14 protein-coding genes are annotated in these 20,669 nt (G+C 68.4%); all 14 read left to right on the forward strand.

What is annotated here, in order from left to right; genetic code table 11:
* Nucleotides 1-14: 14 nt before the first annotated feature.
* The 14 genes from WMF14_RS44140 (at nt 15) to WMF14_RS44205 (ending at nt 20,663) form a co-directional block, all read left to right on the forward strand.
* On the forward strand, nt 15-614 hold the full coding sequence (locus WMF14_RS44140; protein WP_437796422.1) for a JAB domain-containing protein: 600 nt from the start codon (nt 15-17) through the stop codon (nt 612-614).
* 162 nt (nt 615-776) lie between these two features.
* The gene (locus WMF14_RS44145) at nt 777-1,064 is read left to right on the forward strand and encodes a hypothetical protein (RefSeq protein ID WP_437796423.1); all 288 of its coding nucleotides are present in this window, start codon (nt 777-779) and stop codon (nt 1,062-1,064) included.
* Entirely contained in the window at nt 1,048-1,785 is a 738-nt protein-coding gene (locus WMF14_RS44150; RefSeq protein ID WP_437796424.1) for a hypothetical protein, read from the forward strand. Before WMF14_RS44145 ends, WMF14_RS44150 begins: the two co-directional genes overlap by 17 nt.
* A gap of 125 nt (nt 1,786-1,910) precedes the next feature.
* Nucleotides 1,911-2,849: a hypothetical protein gene (locus WMF14_RS44155; protein ID WP_437796425.1), complete on the forward strand. Its 939-nt coding sequence runs from the start codon at nt 1,911-1,913 to the stop codon at nt 2,847-2,849.
* Nucleotides 2,850-2,978: 129 nt separating this feature from the next.
* A complete protein-coding gene (locus WMF14_RS44160; protein ID WP_437796426.1) occupies nt 2,979-4,097 on the forward strand; it encodes an AAA family ATPase in 1,119 nt (372 codons plus the stop codon).
* Between the two features lie 9 nt (nt 4,098-4,106).
* Nucleotides 4,107-5,276 (forward strand): vWA domain-containing protein, encoded by a 1,170-nt coding sequence (locus tag WMF14_RS44165; protein ID WP_437796427.1) that lies wholly within the window; start codon nt 4,107-4,109, stop codon nt 5,274-5,276.
* 21 nt (nt 5,277-5,297) lie between these two features.
* Nucleotides 5,298-5,687 (forward strand): DUF6573 family protein, encoded by a 390-nt coding sequence (locus tag WMF14_RS44170; protein ID WP_437796428.1) that lies wholly within the window; start codon nt 5,298-5,300, stop codon nt 5,685-5,687.
* 590 nt (nt 5,688-6,277) lie between these two features.
* Nucleotides 6,278-6,778: an RNA polymerase sigma factor gene (locus WMF14_RS44175; protein WP_437796429.1), complete on the forward strand. Its 501-nt coding sequence runs from the start codon at nt 6,278-6,280 to the stop codon at nt 6,776-6,778.
* Complete coding sequence (locus WMF14_RS44180) at nt 6,775-7,191, forward strand: hypothetical protein (RefSeq protein ID WP_437796430.1); 417 nt, start codon at nt 6,775-6,777, stop codon at nt 7,189-7,191. The genes WMF14_RS44175 and WMF14_RS44180 overlap by 4 nt, the downstream gene beginning before the upstream one ends.
* Nucleotides 7,188-7,469 carry a hypothetical protein gene (locus WMF14_RS44185; RefSeq protein ID WP_437796431.1) on the forward strand — a complete coding sequence of 94 codons (282 nt, stop codon included), beginning with the start codon at nt 7,188-7,190 and terminating at the stop codon, nt 7,467-7,469. The genes WMF14_RS44180 and WMF14_RS44185 overlap by 4 nt, the downstream gene beginning before the upstream one ends.
* Before the next feature lie 97 nt (nt 7,470-7,566).
* The gene (gene recA, locus WMF14_RS44190) at nt 7,567-8,598 is read left to right on the forward strand and encodes a recombinase RecA (RefSeq protein WP_437796432.1); all 1,032 of its coding nucleotides are present in this window, start codon (nt 7,567-7,569) and stop codon (nt 8,596-8,598) included.
* A gap of 210 nt (nt 8,599-8,808) precedes the next feature.
* Nucleotides 8,809-9,930 carry an AAA family ATPase gene (locus WMF14_RS44195; protein ID WP_437796433.1) on the forward strand — a complete coding sequence of 374 codons (1,122 nt, stop codon included), beginning with the start codon at nt 8,809-8,811 and terminating at the stop codon, nt 9,928-9,930.
* Between the two features lie 74 nt (nt 9,931-10,004).
* Nucleotides 10,005-10,331 (forward strand): hypothetical protein, encoded by a 327-nt coding sequence (locus WMF14_RS44200; protein WP_437796434.1) that lies wholly within the window; start codon nt 10,005-10,007, stop codon nt 10,329-10,331.
* A 1,317-nt stretch (nt 10,332-11,648) separates the two neighbouring features.
* On the forward strand, nt 11,649-20,663 hold the full coding sequence (locus WMF14_RS44205) for a neuraminidase-like domain-containing protein (RefSeq protein ID WP_437796435.1): 9,015 nt from the start codon (nt 11,649-11,651) through the stop codon (nt 20,661-20,663).
* Nucleotides 20,664-20,669 lie beyond the last annotated feature (6 nt).

Here is a 20,669-nt window from a genome sequence, read left to right on the forward strand (position 1 = left end):
CTCAGCGCCCAGGCGTGCAGCTCGGGGGCGCCCTGGCCGCGCCTGAGGACGAGCTGCTCCGCACCGTGCTGCGCAGCCGGCGCATCGCGGACCGGCTCGCCCGCGCCGCAGGCGGCTGGAGAGACCTGAGCGAGCACGAGCTGGAGCGGCTCGGGCTCACGAGTGTCCAGCGCAGCGCCGTCTCGGCGTTGCAGCAGCTCGTCCGTAGCGGCTACCCCTCGCTGCCGAAGCACAAGTTCTCCTGCTCGGCGGACATTGCCCGCATCTACGCCGACCGGCTGGGCGGGCTCGTTCACGAGGTGATGCTCAGCATCGCGCTCAACGGCCGCAACGAGTTCATGGCCGAGCTCGAAGTGGCACGGGGCGGGAGGCACGGCGTCGCGCTCACCGTCGCCGACGCGCTGCGGCCGGTCATCCGTACCGGCGCCAGCGCGTTCGTCCTCGTGCACAACCACCCGGGCGGGGATCCGATGCCCAGCCCGGAGGACATTGCGCTCACGACGGCGATGAAGAGGGCTGCTGACCTCGTGAGCATTCCCCTGGTCGACCACATCATCATTGGAGGTCGCGGCGGAGGATTCAGCTCCATGCTCGACCTCTGCATCATCCAGTAAGAAGACTGCCGACAGACCGTACCGACTGCATCGTCGAGCCGTGCTCGGTCCACAGCTGCGCTGACGATTCATCACATTACAAGGTCACATTCCTCAGGGCGCCCGCTGGCACGAACTCTCGTGCTCCGGGCGCTTTTCCGTTTTCGAAGAAAGGAACATCTCATGCGCGTCAACGGTCGTACTCTCCGCCCCTCGACCCTGGCCGAGCGCCGTCTGCTCCTGTCGCTCGGCACCACCTCCCTGCGCGTGCCGCGCAGCATGAATCCGTTCGCCGTCGCCCGGCGGCTGCGCCGCGCCGCGCTGGGCAACAGCCCCGATCACGAGTTCGCCCGCGACCTGGTGAAGGCGAAGAAGCGGCCCGACCAGCTTCCGGTGCCCTCGCCGGACCTGGACCTCCCGGAGCCGACGAACCCCGACGAGGGCCTGGTCGTTCATGGCCGGGCGGCGTAGCGGCCTGGCAGGGATCGAGCGCGTTCTTCGCGCGCTCGAGCCCGGGTCGCACAACATCGGGGATTACGTCGCCGAGCACGACGAGGAGCTCGCGGCGCTGCTCGGCGTCGATGCCAGCGAGCTCCGGGCACTGGCCGACCAGCCCGACGAGGAAGCCGCTCCCCGGGTTCGCGCGCTCCTCCAGCACCGAGCTGAAGCCCGCACGCTGCGTCATCAGGCTGCCCGTCGCGATGCCGTTTTAGCGGCAGCCCAGCGGCTTTCCATGACGGCAGTCTGGCGGGAAAGCTCGGCGCTGCTGGAGTCGAACGTCCTCCTCGGCGATCTGCTCGCCGATGTGATGATCCAGCACATCAGTCTGGTGAGCCGTGTCTTCGCGGTACACCTGCCCCGCAAGAAGCTGGTCGAGGTCGCGGAGGTTCTTCCGAGGCAGTTCGCTGATCTGGTGAGCTGGGTGGACCGGACCGGACTCCACTTTCGATGGCGCCAGGGGTGTGGCGGGCTGAGCCTCTACTCACAGGTGGTGCCAGCCAGCGAGTCCGCCCACGTCCTCAACGTCAGCATCCCGGCTCCTGTTATCAAGAAGCACCGACCAGCTCCAGCTTCCCCGGGACGCCGAAGCCAAGACGCCGCACGCCCGAGCCCCACGAACGCAGCGCCTGCTGCGGCTCGTAGCACAGGATGGCTCGCCGACGCTCTCACCGAAGCTGCGTTCTCGGCCTAGCAATCACCGCGGCCCATCGTCCTTTCGGTGGACCTCTGCTCTGGGCAGCGTGCGGGTCGATCCGCGCAGCGCCCGCTTCTTCTCTGCCACCACACACGCACTCTCCACGACAAGGAGTCCACACGATGAACAGCGCACCGGCGACGCTCGAGCGCGCCCAGCGGCGGCTCGCCGCCGCGGGAGGTCGCCACATCGGCGATCTCATCTCCTGGAACACCGACCGGATCGATGTGACGCGCGAGGCAGCTCGCCTCGTCTTTGCGACCGAGGGGCTCGGACACCTCATCCCGGACATGGAACCGGCCACCGCGCTGTCGCGCGCCGCGGCCGAGGTGAAGCGCCCGGCCGGCATCCTCGTCCGGCCCTTCGCGCGGCCCAAGGGCGACACGAGCGCCGCGGTGGGCATCTACGTGCAGAAGACCCGCGAAGGCGAGGCCGGCGACGAGTACGTCTGCGGTGCGCGCTGCCGGGTCGACCGGCACACGGGCACCATCGTGGGCCTGCCGCCCGACGGCGCGCCCTCGATCGCCGAGGCCCTCGCGCACGCCGAGGCCATGGCTGCACACGGAAACCACCTCGTCGCGCACGCGGAGACGCGCGACATCTCCTTCGCCATGGTGGCGGCGGCCAAGGCGCTCTCGGGCGTGCCGCTGCGGGATCGAGGCGGGTTCTACCTGCTGCCGCCGTCCACCTGCGGTGCATGGCTACGGCTCCGGCCGGGGCTCGAGCAACTCGGCGTGAAGCCCATCCGGATTGAGATGCACGACGCGCCCGACAACGTTGCCGTCGCCAGGGCGGCAGCGCAGGGCGCGCTGGAGGCGGACGTCGCGGAGCTCATCGCCGACCTCGACAAAGCGGCGTCCGAAGGCATGCGCCAGAACGCGCTCGCTCGGCGGGTCGAGCTCTGCAAGGAGCTGACGGCCAAGGCCGAGCTCTACCGCGGCGTCCTCGCCGGTGTCGCTGACCGCATCACGGCGCGGGTCAAAGAGCTCCAGCACAGCTTCCAGCTCCAGCTCGACGGCGGTGATGGCGTGTCGTTCACCATCCCCGTGGTCAACGACTGAGAGAGTCGGGATTGCCGGACGGGGAAACGCCTCGCCGTGGGTGACACCGCGGCGAGGCACCGGCGCAGCATGCCCGCTGCGCAGACACACGAGGTGATGATGAAGTCCACGATCAGCAATTCGGTTGATATGATCTCTGTGCGGCACAGGTTCCGGACCGTGCGCGACAGCTTGCTTGCCGCTTTCCGGGAGCGTGAGAACGCCGTCGAATGCATCTTGCTCGCTGCCCTCTCGGGCAGTCACGCACTGCTCGTGGGTCCTCCGGGCACGGCGAAGAGCGCCTTGTTCTTCGGGTTCCTGTCCTGCTTCCCCGACGCGCGGAAGTTCCAGACGCTCGTGACCAAGTTTGGGACCGAGGACGAGTACTTCGGTCCGGTGAAGCTCAGTGCCCTGAAGAACGACCTCTGGGAGCGCAACCTTGACGGCCGGCTCGCCGGGGTCGAGTGCTCCTTCCTCGATGAGGTGTTCAAGGGGTCCGACTCGGTGCTCAACGCCTTCCTGTCGGCGATGAACGAGCGGCTCTACAAGGGACGACCGATCCCGCTGCGGATGCTGGTCGGGGCCTCGAATGAGCTGCCCGAGGACGAGAACCTGGCGGCGGTGTACGACCGCTTTCTACTGCGCGATCTGGTCGAGTACGTGCAGGCGGACGCGACCTGGATGCAGCTCGTCGCGACGCCGCCGGCCTACACGGCCTCGGCCCAGATCAAGCTCATCGAATGGGATGCGGCGCGGGCGGACGTCGACCGGGTGACGCTGCCCGAGCGCATCGTGCAGGAGCTCCTCCGGATCCGGAACGAGCTCAAGGTCAACGGGATCGTCGTCTCCGACCGGCGCTGGATCGCACTCACCCGCGTGCTCCGGGCCGCCGCCTGGCTCGACGACTGCGCCGACGTCGAGCTCGATCACCTCGCCGTGCTCCGGTACGGCCTGTGGCAGAAGCCCGACGATCGCGCTCGAGTCATCGCCGTGCTCGACACGGTGGACAGGAGCGCGGTGGCGAAGGCGATCACGGTCGTGGACGAAGCCCTGCGCGCCTACGCCCACCGGCCCACGGAGGCGGCGGCCTACCTGGAGGCGCTCCCCAAGCTCGCCGCCGACGTCACCGACGCGGCGAAGCGGGTGCAGGAGCAGCTCAAGGAGGGCGTGTCCCGCCGGGCGCAGGCGCGCATTCAGCCGAAGCTCGATGAGCTGAAGAAGGTCCACGACGCGCTCAAGGCCGACTTGGCCAAGCGCTACGCCCTGTAGGAGGTCGCGATGGGGACCTTCCTCCAGGCTCGGCGCGCACACCGCGCTGTGGCGGTCGCAGCGGACCAGGACGCCGCGATCGCCGGGGACCTCTGGAACGCGATCGTCGGGGCAGGGAGCGAGCCGCTCGCGGGCTCCTTCGCCGAGGCGGTGCAGGACACCGCGCCGGTGGAGCACGCCGCGCTGCTCGCGTCCGATGACGTCGCGGCGGCGTACGCCTTCGAGCGGCTGTGGGGCTGCCTCCCGGCCCTGGCCCCAGGGGCGTCGCCCTTCGAGCTACGCGGCATCGCCCGGGAGAGGTGGGCAGCCTTCGATGCGCAGGCCCGGCGCACCGAGCATCTTGCCGGGGGGTTCGGCTGGGACGTCAGCGCGGCGTGGACCCACGCCCGCGACGTCGAGCTTGCCCACGGGGACCTCCACCAGGTCGAGCGCATCGCTCGCCTCGCTGGGCGCATGTACGCGGCGCTGCGAGGGGCCCGCGCCCGCCGGGTCCACGGCGTGCCCGCAGAGGTCTACTCGGTCGAGCAGGGCAACGACGTGTCCCGTCTGCTGCCGGCCGAGCAGGTGCTGCTCATGGAGCCCGTCCTGGAGACGGTCGTCCTGGAGCGGATCGCCTCTCGGCGGGCAGCCCAGTACGCCGTGCGTGGCGAAGCGAAGAAGTCGAAGGGGCCGCTCGTGATCGCGCTCGACGAGTCCGGGAGCATGCACGCGGCGCGCAACGAGTGGGCGAAAGCCGCGACCGTCGCGCTCTGCCGCGTCGCGTTCGATGAGAAGCGGCCGGCCGCCGTGGTCCACTACTCAACCTCCACCGTGGTCCAGGCCATCAAGCCCGGCGACACGGAGGCCGTGCTGCGGATGGTGCGCCACTTCCTCGGCGGGGGAACAGCCATCGGCCTCGCGCTCGGCATGGCCGTGCAGCAGGTCCGGCAGCTCGCCCGGCGAGGCCATCAGGGCGCCGACATCATCCTCGTCACCGACGGCGTGGACGGGGACCAGGCGGCTCAAGAAGCGGCGCTCCGCGAGGGGCTGGCGCTCGGGGTGCGGCTCTGGACGGTGGCCATCGAGTGCGAGGTGCCCGAGACCTCGTCGCTCCGGGCAAAGGCCGCGTACTACGTACGCCTCGGTGGCGCAGAGCTCGCGCAGGGTGAAAGCGTCTCTCTTCTGGCCGGCGCCACGTAATCCCAACCGGAGGAAAACAAGATGCCAGACAACGACGAACTCGAGTTCGAGGTCATCGAGTACACGCGCGCCCAGGCCATCGCGGATGGCACCCTGATGGACGTGACGTCAACGGCCCAGGAGATGGGGATCAAGCTTCCCGTCGCCGTGACGCACTCCGTCTGGAACCGCTATGTCGTGCTGACTCCGGCTGCACTGCGGGCCCGCAACGACGAGCGTGGCCGATTGTGGGATGTGCTCTGGATGTTCCGCGCTGCGGCCCTGCGTGCACCGGAAGCTAACGAGATCATCTTCTCGCTGTATGTGGTCACCGACTCCGCGAAGCCCTCGCCGGTGCAGCTCAAGGCGGTCTGCGGTCCCGGCGACAACGCCGAGCCCGTGATCACCATCATGCTACCAGAAGAGGATTGAGACTACGCAGCTTCGGGCTGGTCCCGAAGCTGCACTCCTACCGCACCTGCAAGCTCTCGCGTGCTGCCAACTCTTCCCCTGACACAGCAGCGCGCTCATCGCACTCTGAAGTAGTGCAGCCCGCGGCGACTGCAATCGCCCGGGCTACGTGGCCGAAACCTCAGCGTCCGAGGTCCCGACATGCTGATCGTAATCCGCCCGCCCTCCGCGGGCCAAGGGAGCCGTGCGCCTTCGCATCGGCGCCCTCGTTCCCATCCGCCATTCCTGACCGATGCCGAACCGAGGCAGCTCCATGCCCCGTTCCGCAACCTGTCGGGGCTGTACGGCTCACGCTCCTGCCCGTCCGGAGTCATCGGCGTTCGCGTCCGAGGCGTCCGGCACACCGCCGCCGACCCGCGTCGCTCGTCGCCAGCCATGGCCAGGCGGGCGGCCCAGGAGGCCAGCGTCCCGGTACCCGGCCGGTTGAGCGCGCCCGGGATGGCCGACTGCGACCGGAACTCCGAGAGGGGTAGGTGAGCCGCGGGCGGAACGGGGCCCACCGCGCACCCGCCGCGCGACATCCCCCGGCACGACCGAGCATCGCGGCGGTCATGGCGGAGCGGCCCTTCATCGTGGCCACGCTCATCGCCTGCGGCGTCCCCGCGCGCGACAGCGCCGACGTCGCGCAGGCGGTCGTGCTGGGCGCCTGGAAGGCCATCGAGGCCGGCCGGTATCGTCCCGACCCGGCTGCCACCGCGCGGCAGGTGCTTCGCCGGTGGCTCCGTGGTGTCGCGTGGCGGCAGGCGACGCACTACCTCGAGAGCGCGTACGTGCGTCATGAGGTCCTGCACCACGAGCCGCTCGGTCCTCTGCGCCACGTCGTGGGTCTGAATCTCGAGGCGCAACTCCAGGCGCGCGCCGAGATGGAGGCGCTCCTCGCGCTCTGGCAGATGCCGCTCTGGGCGCGCGAGGTGCTCGCCCTAGCGGCTCTGGGTCATGAGGGCACCGAGATCGCGGGCGTGCTGCACCTGCACCGCGGAACCGCTGTCAGCCGGCTCCGCCGGGCTCGCAAGCTGCTCGCGCGTATGCGCAAGCGAAACGGGGACCGATGAACCTCGGAGATCCCAGGCACCGCATGCGTGTCACGTTCCCCGGCAAGCCAGCCACACGGTGCGTATCTCCCCACGACATCGAGACCTACCTGGAGTCGAGCGGCTACCACTCGGCGCTCCTGGAAGAGCGCGACTGGCCCAGGGACATCCCCTACGCCTGGTTGCCGCCCAGCTGGCCGGATCCGCGCGCCCCGCCGATCCGCATCCAGCCACACATCGTGCGGAGACCACGGCTGTGCTCGCAGCCGATGGAAAAGGTCATCGAGATCATCGCGCACAACGAGGGACGCGCGCCCGGCGAGGTGCTGCGAGAAATGGCTGTGCACTCTCAGCTGGAGAACGGCGAGCAGCTTCCTCCGCCCCGCCATCACGATGCACACCGTGCCCTCTCTTCTGGAGGCAATCCACCATGACAGAGACTCGCCAGTACCCGGCGGACGACGACACATGGGACGGCCATACCGAACGCCCGCCACCGAACGGCTCCATCCGACTCGACGATGCCAGCTACATGCGCAAGTGGATCACGGCGGTTCGGGAGCAAGTGGACCAGGGGTTCAGCGCGGCCGACGATGCCACGCGCCCCGTCCAGGAGCGCGTTCTCTCCCGACACGAGGCGCGCCGCCGCATCGAGAAGGCGACGGAGACCATCTATAGCCTGCTCGACGCTGCGGAGCGCGGCCTCCCCTGACGACCGCAGACGCAAGGGCCCCCGCCTGCGCAGCCGCGGTCTGCTGCGGCGCGCTCTCCTGTCTCGTCAATACCCTCACCAGCAAAGGACCTTCCCCATGAACGCTCATGTCAGCAAGGCCCGCGCCGTCCAGTCCGTGGTCGGTGCCATCGAGAAGCAATTCGGAAAGGGAGCCCTCATGTCCCTCGGAAGTGGTGACAACATCCCCGAGATCCGGGTCATCCGCACCGGCTCGTTCGCGCTCGACGCCTCCCTCGGCGTCGGCGGGTACCCGCGCGGCCGCGTCGTCGAGATCTACGGCCCGGAGTCGTCCGGCAAGACCACCCTCACGCTGCACGCCATGCGCGAGGCCCAGCGGACGGGTGGTGTCGCGGCGTTCATCGACGCCGAGCACGCGTTCGACGTCACCTACGCGCGTGCGATCGGCGTCGACACCGACCGGCTCCTCGTCTCCCAGCCGGACAGCGGCGAGCAGGCGCTCGAGATCGCCGAGATGCTGACCCGCTCCTCGGCCGTCGACATCATCGTCATCGACTCGGTCGCCGCGCTCACGCCGAGGGCCGAGATCGAGGGGGACATGGGCGACCAGCACCTCGGTCTCCAGGCACGGCTGATGAGCCAGGCACTCCGCAAGCTCACGGGCATCGCGCACCGGACCGAGACCACCCTGGTCTTTATCAACCAGCTCCGCCACAAGATCGGCGTCGTCTTCGGCAGCCCCGAGACGACCACGGGCGGCAACGCGCTCAAGTTCTACGCGAGCGTGCGCCTCGACGTGCGCCGGATCGGAACCGTCAAGGCGGGCGACGACACGGTCGGAGCCCGCACGCGGGCCAAGATCGTCAAGAACAAGCTGGCGCCGCCCTTCAAGGAGGCGGAGTTCGACATCCGCTGGGGCAAGGGGATCGACGTCGCTGGCGACCTCGTCGACCACGGCCTCACGACAGGGGTGATCCAGAAGAACGGCGCGCACTTGGCCTTCCGCGGCGAGCACATCGGCCACGGGCGCGATCGAGCTCGTGAGGCGCTGCTCGCGAACGGAACGCTGGCCGCTGCTGTGCGCGCCGGCGTTGAGGCGGCTGGGCATGAGCCCCAGGCACGCCAGCGGGTCGAAGCCGCGGGGACCTGAGCCCTCGGCAGCGATGACAAGAGCAGGTGGACAGCCCGTAGCGCTCGGCGGCGGGCTGTCTCCCCGCCCCCCACACCCGCCCGAGGTCAGCGCCCTACGCGAGCGGGCTCTTGCCGGGTGGCTGCCCCTCGCTGGAGTTGCCCCGCCACGGCCGCCGATCCCGTCGCGCGGCGCAGGCCGCGCTCTCCCATCAGCAATCGAGGAAAGATCATGTTCCAGAAAGTCCGAATACAGGGCTTCAAAACGATCGTGGATGTCACGTTGGAGCTCGGGAAGTTCAACGTGTTCATCGGGCCGAACGGCGCCGGGAAGACCAACCTGCTCGAGGGAATCGCGCTGCTCGGTGCGGCTGCGCAGGGCCAGGTGGACCCGGACGCCTTGAACGCACGCGGGGTGCGGGTGACGCGGACCCAGCAACGCACCCTCCTCAGGACGTCAGAGCGCCGGCAGACGAAGGTGATCATCGAGGCGTGGTCCGAGCAAGCCCGCTACGAAGCCAGGCTCCAGGAACCCAGGACTTGGTCGTGGTCTTGGAGCTTCGCCCGTGAGCGACTGATGGAGAACGGCGAGGAACTTGCCGCCCGAGAGCACAACGTGGGGCGCTTGGTTTTGCATCGGAAGACGGGGAATGCCGTCCCGATCAGGCCGGAGCATGACTGCGGAATCGCTCCGTTGGTGTGCGCGACGCATGGCGCGGGGCCGCTCAGCACACTGCTCCGTGCCCTGGATCTGTTCGCCATCTACAGCCCGCACGGATCCTCCCCTGAGTCGCTCAAGGGCGTGTTGTTCGAGTGCGCCCCCGAGCTGCAACGAGAGCGTGTCCTCTGGCGACGGATCATCGACGAGGTGCGCAGGCTCGCGGCGTGGGCCGAGGATGTGTCGGACGAGGGCGTCAGCTTTGCTGACCGTCATCTGCGCCGCGAGGCGCGATGGATCTCTACCGGCGCGGCCGACGATGGCACGCGGCTCATCCTCTACACGCTCATGTTACTGCTGCTCCCCCAAGGACCGCCCGTCTTGGCTTTCGAGAACGCCGACCATGCGCTGAGCCCGCGCCTGGCGCTCCGGGTTGCTGAACGGGTGCAGCACATCGTGCTGAACGAGCCCGGACGGCCGCAGGTGCTCATGGTCACGCAGCGGCCGGAGGTGCTCGACGCGCTCGAACTCGGGGATGACCGGGTGCGCCTCTTCATCGTGGACCGGAACAAAAGGGGGGCGACAGCGGTGGATCGTGTCGGGTACAGCGACGCGCTGGCCAGGTGCGTAGAGAGGGGAATGACGCTCTCGCGGCTGTGGCTATCGGGCGCGCTCGGCGGGATGCCCAACCTGTGAGCGCAAGCCTCACATTAGGCACCAACGCAAATTCGGAGCACGCGCGGGGATAAGAAACGTGAAGGAGGACGACTATGAACATTCTGCGTCGCGTCGCCCAGCTCGTGCTCGACATCAGCAAGATCCAGGCCGAAGCCGTAGTGAAAATGTACGCTCGGTTCGGTCTCTACCGGCGGCTGTACATCGTCTGCGGATTCCCCGAGGGCACGGCGAGCCGTCTCGAGGAGCGGCTGCTCGCGCTCGGCCACGAGGGCGTGACGGAGCAGCACGAGATCCTGTGTCGGCTCGTGCGGGGTGACATCGGCGGTGCGCAGCTCGTTGAGGAGCTGGCGCAGTGGTTCTCGGGCTATATGGAAAGCTGCCAAGCCGCCGTGATGGACGAGCTGCACGCCGCTGCCTGATCCCAGGCGCAAGGCGTAGGAGGACGGGCAGAGGCTTCTGCCGTTCTCCTTTTAGCTCCTTGTTGCTCCTTGAAGAGGCCCACTCACTCCAGCGCCTCGTTGCACCCATTGCCCAGAAGTCCTAAATACCTTAGCGGACACCCGATACCGTGCGAGCCTCGATGTAGAGTCCGGCTCCGGTATCCTCGCATCAGGTGATACCGCTCAGCATGTGACGCTTCGAGCTTCGGCTTCGGCCGGCCTGATGGCCAGATGCACGGATAGCGCTGTCCCGCTGTGTGCGTGAGGGCAAAGCGAGCTTCGCTCGGTCCCCCGAGCGGGAAGCCGATCCTTTGCGGTGGGCATGGGACGCCAGAAGCCCGCCGGAGAGTCGGCGCGCTCTCATCTCGCGGCATGGCGGCATTGGCCTCCGCCGTCGCGCACCCTCCGCCTGGCCGCCACGAAACCCCGTGTCCTCGACGTGCGCCACACCGCGCACCTCCTGCTCTGCGCCGGTCCTGCCCATGTCGGTCTGATCCGTTGGATCGGGCACACGACGAAGGCTGCCGCGTCCGACGCGCTCCCCATCCCGGTTCCCCGCCGCCCTCATGACCGAACCGACGCCGCCTCACCCCTTGCGTGTGGGGTTGCAAGATTGAAGCCGCTGCGAACGAGAGGCCTTCAGCGTCCACGAGCCAGGATGGATACGGCGCCCCTTGGCATATTGCTTGCGTTGAGCACCGCGCGCGAACTCGAGAGGACGCTCGCGATAGGATCGGCGCATCCTCCACGGGTCCGAGTACGGCAGACGTCGAAAACTTGCTGCAACGAGATCGTGCCTTGATCTCGGAGCGACAAATAGACAAGCCTTCTCCACTTAAGAAACACCAGCAACGAAGGTCTCTCGTGGGGTGGGGCGGGTTCGTGGATCCATCAGGGTTGTTCCAAGTCGTGGCACCGCTGTTCGGGCGGGATGGGTGGAGCCTGCACGTGGGACTGTGATGGCTCCTCCATTGCCGTCGCCCCTTCTGCGCGGAGCCGCCGTGCTCTCGACCATTCCCTTGTGGTAGCCAAACGACCGTGGAGGGCGCCTTCCAGGAGGCCTTCCACCACGCCGCAGCGGGCACGGCCGAGCCCAGGGGTCGGCCTGTGGCGATGGAATTCCAAGCAGAATCGCGGGCTTATCAGGACGCCGTCTTCACGTCATCATGACATGGCTCTTCGGCATGGCGAGCTGTCGCTCGCCGTGTAGTCTCGCTGCATTGCTTACTCACCCGCCCTGCGGATGGTGAGTTCTTTGAATCAACCCACCATTCCTCTACGGAAGGTCATCATCACATGATGGAACAGAACGAGCAGAAGCTCACGGTCGTGGGTCGTGTCGTTGACAGCCGCAGCCCCACCGGCAGCGACAGCGCAGCCGGCTTGCAGGGCGTGACGGTCGAGGTCTGGCTGAAGGCCGCCTCGACCGAGGTCGTCGCCGCGGTCACGACCGGTTCTTTGGGTGAGTTCGCCATCGGGCTCGATGCGGCGGCGCTCCGCCCTCTCCTCGGCGCCCACCCCGCATCGGCGTTCTTTCGTGTCTACCAGGGCAGCCAGCTGCTCATCGACACGGAAGCGTCCATCATGTGGCACGAGAACGGACCCAACCAGACGCTGCGCATTCCGGTGGACCCCACGAAACCCAAGGGCGCTGCGGCGCCGGCGCCCTGGAGCGTGCGCGGCCGGGTCACCGATTCAAGGGGCGCTCCGCTCGAAGGAATGATCGTCCACGCTTACGATCGCAATCTCGATCCGCCTGCGCCCAAGTTCCTCGGGAACAGCGCGACGGACGCCGCGGGGTACTACCGGATCGCCTATTCCCGGAGCCAGCTCGGACGCGCCTCGAAGGCACACGCAGACCTCGAGGTGAGCGCCTGCAAGCAGAACGGCGCGACGCTCCTCACGCTGTATACGCGTCGTGTCTGTCACGCGCCGGCCACGGCCGTTGTCGACATGGTCGTCGCGGGCAATTACCCCGGCGCGATCTCAGAGTACGAGCGCCTCATGGCCGCCGTCGCGCCCACCCTCGGCGCGCTGGAGCTCAAAAATCTCGATGCGGACCGCCTCGCGCTGGCCGCCTGCAGCGCCGGCGTGGATCGCCGGATGCTCGAGCTGGCGGCCGCCGCGGCCAGGATGGCCGAAGGGACCAGCATCGACCCCAAGATCTTCTATGGGCTTCTGCGGTGGGGCCTGCCGGCGGAGCGGCCGGCCCTGCTCTCCCGTGGCCTCCCGACGCTGCGCGAAGCCCTCACGTGGGCCACTGAGGAGAGAGTTATCCCTTGGATGCTTCCGGCCGATATCGATGCGGTGCTGGCGCAGCTCAAGCCCCTCGTCGCAGGCGTTGCGTCCCAGGAAAGTGTGCCTGGTGCAGGATCGCTGGATCAGATGCTCGCGACCGCCATTCCGGTATCGAGCGAGCGGAACCTGCTGCTCGATCGCTATGTGGAGCACCAGGGGGACATCCCCTCGTTCTGGAGAACGCTCCGCAATTCGAAGAGCTTGCCGCAGGACGCCATCGCCGGCGCGCAGCGCACCTTTCAGCTCGGGGCCGTGACTCGCCACCACGTGCCGCTCATCAAGAAGCTGAACGAGCAGTTCCAGTCCGGCACGGTGCGTTCGCTGCGTGATCTGGCGCGGCGCGACGAGGCCGATTGGCTCACCCTGTTCGACCAGACGGTCGACGGGGCGCCCGTGGGCGTCCCCGCCACCGTACCAGGCGCCACACTCCAGGAAAAGCGGCAGAACTATGCCGCGGTCCTGACCCGGACTCTGGAGAAGGCCTTTCCCGGAGCCGCCCTCGCCGGCCGCCTCCGCACAGCCGCTCCAGCGCTCGGCGACGCAGTCCGTTTCCTCAACGAGGCGCAGTTCGACTTCGGGCATCGACGGCTCCGGGAGCACCTGAGCCTCAACCCGAGCGCCCTCTCCTTCGCGGCGCAGCCTGCCGTGACGATGGCCCAGCTGGCGGGCATGGAGCGGCTGCTCAAGCTCACATCCTCCGCCGCCGAGATCAAAACGCTGATGAGCTACGGGCTCGACTCCGCGCAGAGCATCGTCCGCATGGGTCGCGCCCGCTTCTCCAGGCTCGTCTCGACCGAGATCGGGTCGGATCGCGCGGCCGCGATCTACCAGGCGGCGGATCGCGTCCTCGGTGGCTCCCACGCGCTCGCGGCGCGCCATCATGCCTCGTTCAACGCTACGACGATGTACGTGCTGTCGCAGGTTGAACCGCTCACGGGTGAGGTCGCGTTGGGCTTTCCCGACTGGCCGACGCTCTTCGGCTCACTGGATTTCTGCGCCTGCGGACACTGCCGGTCGGTCTACAGCCCGGCCGCCTACCTCGTGGACCTCTTGCAGCTCCTCGAGCGCCAGGCCGCCAGTGTGCCCGCCGCTGGATCGAAGACGAGATACAACCTCTTCGAGCAGCAGGACACCACGATCCCGAGCGCCCACAAGTCGGCCTGCGACGTGCTGCTCGAGCGGCGCCCGGACATCGCCCGCCTGGAGCTCACGTGCGAGAACGCGGACACGTCCGTTCCCTACGTGGATCTCGTGAACGAGATCCTGGAGTACGCCGTCGCGAACACCTCGCTCTCGCCCGTGGTCGGCTTCCCCGATCACATCGCGACGGCGGGCACGGCTCCCGAGCTCGCCGCCCAGCCTCAGCCGCCCCCACCGTCGAAACAGGTCGTCTACGACAGAGCGTACGAGCTTCTCGCCGCGCAGCGCTATCCGTGGCGGCTCCCCTTCAACCAGGGGCTGGAAGAGGCGCGCCTCTATCTCGATCATCTGGGCGTGCCCCGCGCTCACCTGATGGAGGTGTTCCGCCGGGAGGACGGCGTCGATCCCGCCGAGTACGGCGTCCACATCGCGCTCGAGCGGCTCCGCCTCTCCGAGGAGGACCGAAGGCTCCTCGCCGGGACGCCACCTGCCGGAGCTCCAGGGCCCTTTGAACCGTGGATGCACTGGGGACTTTCCGAAAGCGCGAATGCCATCCCCGATCCCACTGGCGCGAGCGAGGACCCGATCCGCGGCAGCTGGGTCGTGGTGCTGCAGAACGTCGCCGTGCTGATGCATCGCCTCGGGGTCACCTACGATGAACTCACGGCCCTGCTTCACACGCGCTTCGTCAACCCGAATGGGCTGCTCGAGATCAGCGCGGCCGACGGGGCGGACCCGCTGACGTGCAAGACATCGGAGCTGCGCGTCTCGGCCCTGGAGCCCGAAGGGCTGCACCGGATGAACCGCTTCACCCGGCTGCGCCGCGCGCTCGGCTGGTCCGTTGCCGAGCTGGACCAGGCGCTCTCGGTGCTGGGCGGCGGCACCAGCGACGAGACGCTGTTCAGGCTGGCGGGCGCCGCCGTTCTGCAAACCGAGCTGCGCATGCCCGTGCTCGAGATGCTCGTTCTGTGGGGGCCGATCCAGACACGCTCGGGTCCTCTGCCCGAGGATCGTTCGCTCTACGAGCGGCTCTTTTTGAACAAGACCGTGGTCAACCCGGTCGATCCGGCGTTCCGCCTGAACAGCAGCGGCTCGGAGCTCGCGGACTCGGACGAACCGATCGCCGATCACGCGCCTGCCGTGCTCGCCGCGCTCCGCCTCAGCGCGGCCGATCTCGCGCTCCTCACGGACAGCGCCGTGAGCCAGGCGGCCATCCATGCTCCGCCGGTCGTGAGCGGCGGCCTGCTGAACCTCGCGAACCTGTCGAAGCTGTTCCGGGCGACCTCGCTTTCGCGGGCGCTCAAGCTGCCCTTGCGGGATCTCCTCGCGCTCTGCGCCATGTCGGGGAGCGATGTCCTCACGACGACCGATCCGGACGTGACACGGCGATTCGTCGAGGCGGCACTCGCGGTGCGCGCGACGGGCTTCGGCGTGGCTCCCCTCGACTATGTGCTGCGTCATGTGGCACCGCTTGCGAGCGGCCTGGTTCCTGAGCAGGCCCGCATCGATGCCGTGCTCGCCGATCTCACGGCCGGCCTCGCCCGGATCCGGAGCGCAGCGGATGCGCCCGAGGACGCGAACACGCCCGCAGACACTGGCGAACCGCTCTCGGCGGAGGTCTTCGTGCGCCAGCGGCTCGGAGAGGAGCTCCGTCTGGACGCGGCGACGACGGCGCGGCTCCTCACGGAGACCCTCGTTGCCGAGGTCGATCCGAACCGCAAGGCGATCGCCGACTTCCTCGGAGGGCTCGATGGCGGCCCCACCCCGTCCGAGACCCACCGGCGCCGCACCTTCGCGCGCCTGGAGAAGATCGCCACGCTGGTCCGCCGGCTGAAGCTCACCGCGGACGAGCTGGCGTGGGTGATTGACCCTGCGTGGCTCGACCTGAACGCCCTGCCCGTCGAGCCCGCCGCGCCGCAGCTGCCGCAGTTCAACGGCTGGCTGCGGCTCACGGCCCTGCTGCGGGTGCGCGATGCGCTGCCGGCTGGCAAGGCTGCGCTCGCGGAGCTCTTCCGCCTGCACGCCACTGGCGTCGATGCGCAGGGGCAGCCGATCGAGCTGCTCGCCCAGATCGCCGGGCGGGCAGGCTGGCCGCTCGAGGACCTGTCGTCGCTCGCCGGGCCGGGTGGGTGGTTCACGGCCACCTTCGCAGCGCTCGGGCTCGATCAGCAGCTGGTACGGCTCGCCGACGCCACCGCCCTGCTCAAGCGCCTCGGCATGTCCGCCGCACAGGCAACGCCCTGGGCCGGCGTCGATCAGACACCCGCCGGCGCGCGGGCGACGGCCGCCAGCATTCGCAATGCGGTCAAGGCCAAGTACAGCGAAGAGGCGTGGTCGGCCTTGGCCCGGCCGCTGCGGGACGTGCTGCGCGAGCGTCAGCGCGGGGCCCTCGTGGACACGCTCGTCTGGAAGCGGGGGTATGCGAGCTCGGACGAGCTCTTCGCCGAGCTCCTCGTCGACGTCGAGATGAGCCCGTGCCAGCTCACCTCGCGCATCAAGCAGGCGATCGGCTCGGTGCAGCTCTTCGTCCAGCGCGCCTTGCTGCGCCTGGAGCGCGATGTCGTCCTCGGCGACGAGGCGGCCCGGGAGTGGACGTGGCTCAAGAGCTACCGGGTGTGGGAGGCCAATCGCAAGGTGTTCCTGTACCCGGAGAACTGGATCGAGCCCGAGCTGCGCGACGACAAGACGCCGTTCTTCAAGGCGCTCGAGAACGAGCTGTTGCAGAGCGATCTCGACGAGCGCAGCGCCGAGCGCGCGTTCCGGGGCTACCTGGAGAAGCTCGACCAGGTCGCGCGGCTGGAGGTGATGGGCTTGGTGGCTGAGCGGGAAGGCGTGTTCATGGCGATGGACTCCGCCCCCGACGTGCTGCACGTCTTCGCCCGCACCCGCGGCGCGCCGCACGTCCATTTCTACCGCCGCCTGGTGCGCGGCGCGACCTGGACGCCGTGGGAGAAGATCGAGCTCGACATCCAGAGCGAGCACCTGATCCCGGTCGTCCATGAGCACCGGCTGCTGCTCTTCTGGGCCATGCTCGAGGAGGTCCCGCAGGACAATCAGGGTACGAACCAGAACGGTCAACCCCCCAGCGCCGACATCCGTGTAAGGCTTGCATTCAGCGAGTACGAGGATGGGAAGTGGTCGGCACGGCGCGTCGTGGACACACCGCCGCTCCGCCTGTTCAAATCGACGTCGCCGCCAGATTTCGACGCCTCGATTCACTTCCGGGCCTTCTCCCGCTCGGGCGGGAATCACCAGCCCAGCGAGCTCGTGGTGCAATGCCTCGTTTCACTGAGCGCGATTCTCGATGTCGCGCCCACCTGGTCCCCGAGCCTCGTGCGCGGCGAGTTCGTGCTCTCGGGCTGCAGTGGGAGCTGGCAGCTGAGCGACTACACCTCCGAATACCGCCTGATCCCCCGCCGGCGGCCCGGCCGGGCGATTCAGGACCGGATGGCCCTGCGCGAGTTGGCCTCGAGGACGAACGACGGCCGGATGTACGCGCCGGCCGGCAGGGTCAAATCGGCGACGGACAAGGAGCTCGCCGAGGGCGGCGAAGTGCTCACGGTGCTCTACAAGACTCCGGGCTCGTTCCGGCTCGTCCTGCCGCACTCGGAGGAAGACTTCCTCGCAAACGATCCCTTCTTCTACGAGGACAGCGCCCGCAGCTTCTTCGTCACCCCCGAGCCCGAGCCCCTGCCGCCATTGCAGCAGGTCGATCTCGCCTTCCCTGGCATGCGCGCGACGGCGCCGACCGGCCTCAGGAGCGTCACCCTCGCCATGAGCCGCGAGGTGGAGCAGTGGGCGAACGAGCCGTCCGAGCCCATGTACAGCTTCCGGCCTATGCCGCGCCACCACCTGCGCTTCGCCACGTTCCAGCACCCGTATGTCTGCGAGCTCATCAGCGAGCTGCGCCGCCATGGCGTGCTCGACGGCCTGCTCAACTGGTCGCGGCGCACGCCGCCGCTGCAGCTCGAGAGCCGCTCGGTCTTCGAGGAGGTGTACAGCCCAGGCGACGCGGTCGTCGACCCTTACCCCATCGAGGACATCGATTTTTCCTGGGGCGGCGCTTACTCCGCGTACAACTGGGAGCTGTTCTTCCACGCGCCGCTGCTCATCGCTGATCGCCTGAGCGAAAACCAGCGCTTCGAGGAGGCGCAGCGCTGGTTCCACGCCATCTTCGACCCGACCACCGGATCGACGGATCCGGTGCCGGCGCGGTTCTGGAAATTCCGCCCGTTTTACGAGAACACCCACCTGTACTCCATCCTCACACTGCTCGGCGAGCTCGATCCGCGCGACCCTCTCTCGCAGCAGCTCCGGAACCAGATCGCGGCCTGGCGGCGCGAGCCGTTCAACCCGCACCTCCTCGCGCGGATGCGGATCGTCGCCTACCAGAAGACGGTCGTCATGAAGTACATCGACAACCTGATCCGGTGGGGCGATCAGCTCTTCCGCCGGGACACGATCGAGTCGATCAACGAGGCGACCCAGCTCTATGTGCTGGCGGCCGGCATCCTCGGCCCGCGCCCGCGCGCGATCCCGCCGCGTGCGACCGTTGCCCCCAAGACCTATCGCGAGCTCGAGCCGCTGCTCGATAGCTTCTCGAACGCGCTCGTCGAGATCGAGGCCTTCGTCGACCCGGCCGATGTCGCCGGAAGTGACGACGACGAGGGCGGCGATCGAGAGGCGCTGATCCTTCCGACGACGCTCTACTTCTGCGTGCCGCCGAACGACAAGCTCCTCGGCTACTGGGATACCGTCGCCGATCGCCTGTTCAAGATCCGCCACTGCATGAACATCGAGGGCGTCGTGCGGCAGCTGCCGCTCTACGAGCCGCCGATCGACCCGGCGCTGCTCGTGCAGGCGGCCGCGGCGGGCGTGGATCTCACGACCGTGATCAACGATGTCGCGGTGCCGGCGCCGCACCACCGCTTCCAGGTGTTGCTGCAGAAGGCCAGCGAACTGTGCGCCGAAGTCAAGGCGCTCGGTGCGTCGCTGCTCGCTGCGCGCGAGAAGCGCGACGCCGAGGCGCTCGCGGTGCTGCGCGCCGGGCACGAGGCGCAGCTGCTCGACACCCTGCGCCAGGTCAAGGAGCGCCAGGTGGACGAGGCGCGCGAGGGGCTGGCCGCGCTGCGCGCGTCGCGCGAGGGGGTCAGCCGGCGCCACCAGTTCTACCGGGACGTGTCGTACATGAACCTGTGGGAGGCGGGTCATCTGGCGATAAGCGGTGCGGCCGCGGTGACCCAGGCCGTCACCGAGGCGTCGATGGCCGGAGCGGCTGCCGCGCACATGGTGCCCACGGTGACCGCTGGCGCCGCGGGTATCTCCAGCCCCGTGGCCCTCACCACCACGGTGGACGGCAGCAAGCTGGGCGCGTCGTCGGAGGCCGGCACCAAGGCGGCGAGCATCGCGGTCACGCTCCTGCGCGAGGCCGCCGCCGTCAGCGCCACGATCGGCAGCTACGAGCGGCGCTGGGACGAGTGGAAGCTGCAGGAGGACCTCGCCGCCCGCGAGCTCGTGCAGCTCGACAAGCAGATCGCCGCCGCCGAGCTGCGCGTCGCGATCACCGAGAAGGAGCTCGCGGCCCACGATCTCCAGATCGAGCAGTCCCGCGAGGCGCACGCCTACCTGCGCGACAAGTTCACGAACGAGCAACTCTACCACTGGATGGCCGGACAGGTCGCCGCCGTCTACACCCAGGCATTCCAGCTCGCCTACGACATGGCCAAGCGGGCCGAGAAGGCCTTCCGCTTCGAGCGCGGCGTCAGCTCGTCGTCCCATATCCAGTTCGGCCAGTGGGACAACCTGCGCGGCGGCCTGCTCGCCGGCGAGCGCCTGAGCCTCGACCTCAAGCGCCTGGAGCTGGCCTACATGGAGTACGATCGGCGCGAGCTTGAGCTCACCAAGCACGTGTCGTTGCTTCTGCACGATCCGGTCGCGCTCATGACGCTCAAAGCGACCGGAAAGTGCGTCGTGAGGCTGCCCGAGGCGCTGTTCGACATGGACTACCCGGGACACACCATGAGGCGCATCAAGAGCGTCAGCCTGACGCTGCCCTGCGTCGCCGGGCCCTACGCCTCGGTCAATTGCACACTGACCTTGATGTCGAGCAGGGTGCGTACCACCACGAACCCCGCCGATTATGCCGCGCAGTCGGAGCAGGATGTCGCCTGGGGGTTCACGCGGGTCCAGGCGATCGCGACCAGCCATGCGCAGAACGACAGCGGGACGTTCGAGCTCAACTTCCGGGACGAGCGGTACTTGCCCTTCGAGGGCGCCGGGGCGATCTCCGACTGGCAGATCGAGTTGCCGGCGGACACGCAGGCGTTCGATGTCGACACCCTCTCCGACGTGGTCATCCACCTGCGCTACACGGCGCGCGACGGCGGCGGGCCGCTCCGTGATGCGGCGCGGGCCGCGCGCGATGAATGGCTCAAGAACGCGGAGGAGACGCCGCTCGCGCGCCTGATCAGCCTGCGCCAGGAGTTCTCCTCGGCGTGGCAGGGCTTCCTCGATCCGGCCGGCAATCGCACGCTCCCCATTGCGCTGGGGCCGGAGCGGTTTCCGTTCCAGCTCCGGAGCAAGGAGCTGAAGATTCACCGGGTCGAGGCGGTTGTGAAGCTCAAGCCGCAAAAGGCCCTGTCCTTCGTTCTCGGGCTGACGCCTCCTCCGGGCACCGCTCAACGCATCGACTTCGAGCTAGCGCCCATCCTCAACGACCAGCAACAGCCCGTTCGCCAGGATCTGCTCCGCGACGAGAAGGACTGCTCCAACGCACCCCTTGGCACGTGGGTGCTCTCGGCGACCGAGGCTGCGACGGAGCTCGCCGCCGAGATCGACGACATCGCCCTGATCGTCCACTACACGGCAGGCTGAGGGGGC

It is taken from the genome of Sorangium sp. So ce693, from assembly GCF_051521375.1.
GTDB lineage: Bacteria > Myxococcota_A > Polyangia > Polyangiales > Polyangiaceae > Sorangium > Sorangium atrum.

Coding starts and splice junctions, on each gene's coding strand:
- WMF14_RS44145 (WP_437796423.1), top strand. CDS start 777: ATGCGCGTCAACGGTCGTACTCTCCGCCCCTCGACCCTGGCCGAGCGC.
- WMF14_RS44150 (WP_437796424.1), top strand. CDS start 1,048: ATGGCCGGGCGGCGTAGCGGCCTGGCAGGGATCGAGCGCGTTCTTCGC.
- WMF14_RS44155 (WP_437796425.1), top strand. CDS start 1,911: ATGAACAGCGCACCGGCGACGCTCGAGCGCGCCCAGCGGCGGCTCGCC.
- WMF14_RS44160 (WP_437796426.1), top strand. CDS start 2,979: ATGATCTCTGTGCGGCACAGGTTCCGGACCGTGCGCGACAGCTTGCTT.
- WMF14_RS44165 (WP_437796427.1), top strand. CDS start 4,107: ATGGGGACCTTCCTCCAGGCTCGGCGCGCACACCGCGCTGTGGCGGTC.
- WMF14_RS44170 (WP_437796428.1), top strand. CDS start 5,298: ATGCCAGACAACGACGAACTCGAGTTCGAGGTCATCGAGTACACGCGC.
- WMF14_RS44175 (WP_437796429.1), top strand. CDS start 6,278: ATGGCGGAGCGGCCCTTCATCGTGGCCACGCTCATCGCCTGCGGCGTC.
- WMF14_RS44180 (WP_437796430.1), top strand. CDS start 6,775: ATGAACCTCGGAGATCCCAGGCACCGCATGCGTGTCACGTTCCCCGGC.
- WMF14_RS44185 (WP_437796431.1), top strand. CDS start 7,188: ATGACAGAGACTCGCCAGTACCCGGCGGACGACGACACATGGGACGGC.
- recA (WP_437796432.1), top strand. CDS start 7,567: ATGAACGCTCATGTCAGCAAGGCCCGCGCCGTCCAGTCCGTGGTCGGT.
- WMF14_RS44195 (WP_437796433.1), top strand. CDS start 8,809: ATGTTCCAGAAAGTCCGAATACAGGGCTTCAAAACGATCGTGGATGTC.
- WMF14_RS44200 (WP_437796434.1), top strand. CDS start 10,005: ATGAACATTCTGCGTCGCGTCGCCCAGCTCGTGCTCGACATCAGCAAG.
- WMF14_RS44205 (WP_437796435.1), top strand. CDS start 11,649: ATGATGGAACAGAACGAGCAGAAGCTCACGGTCGTGGGTCGTGTCGTT.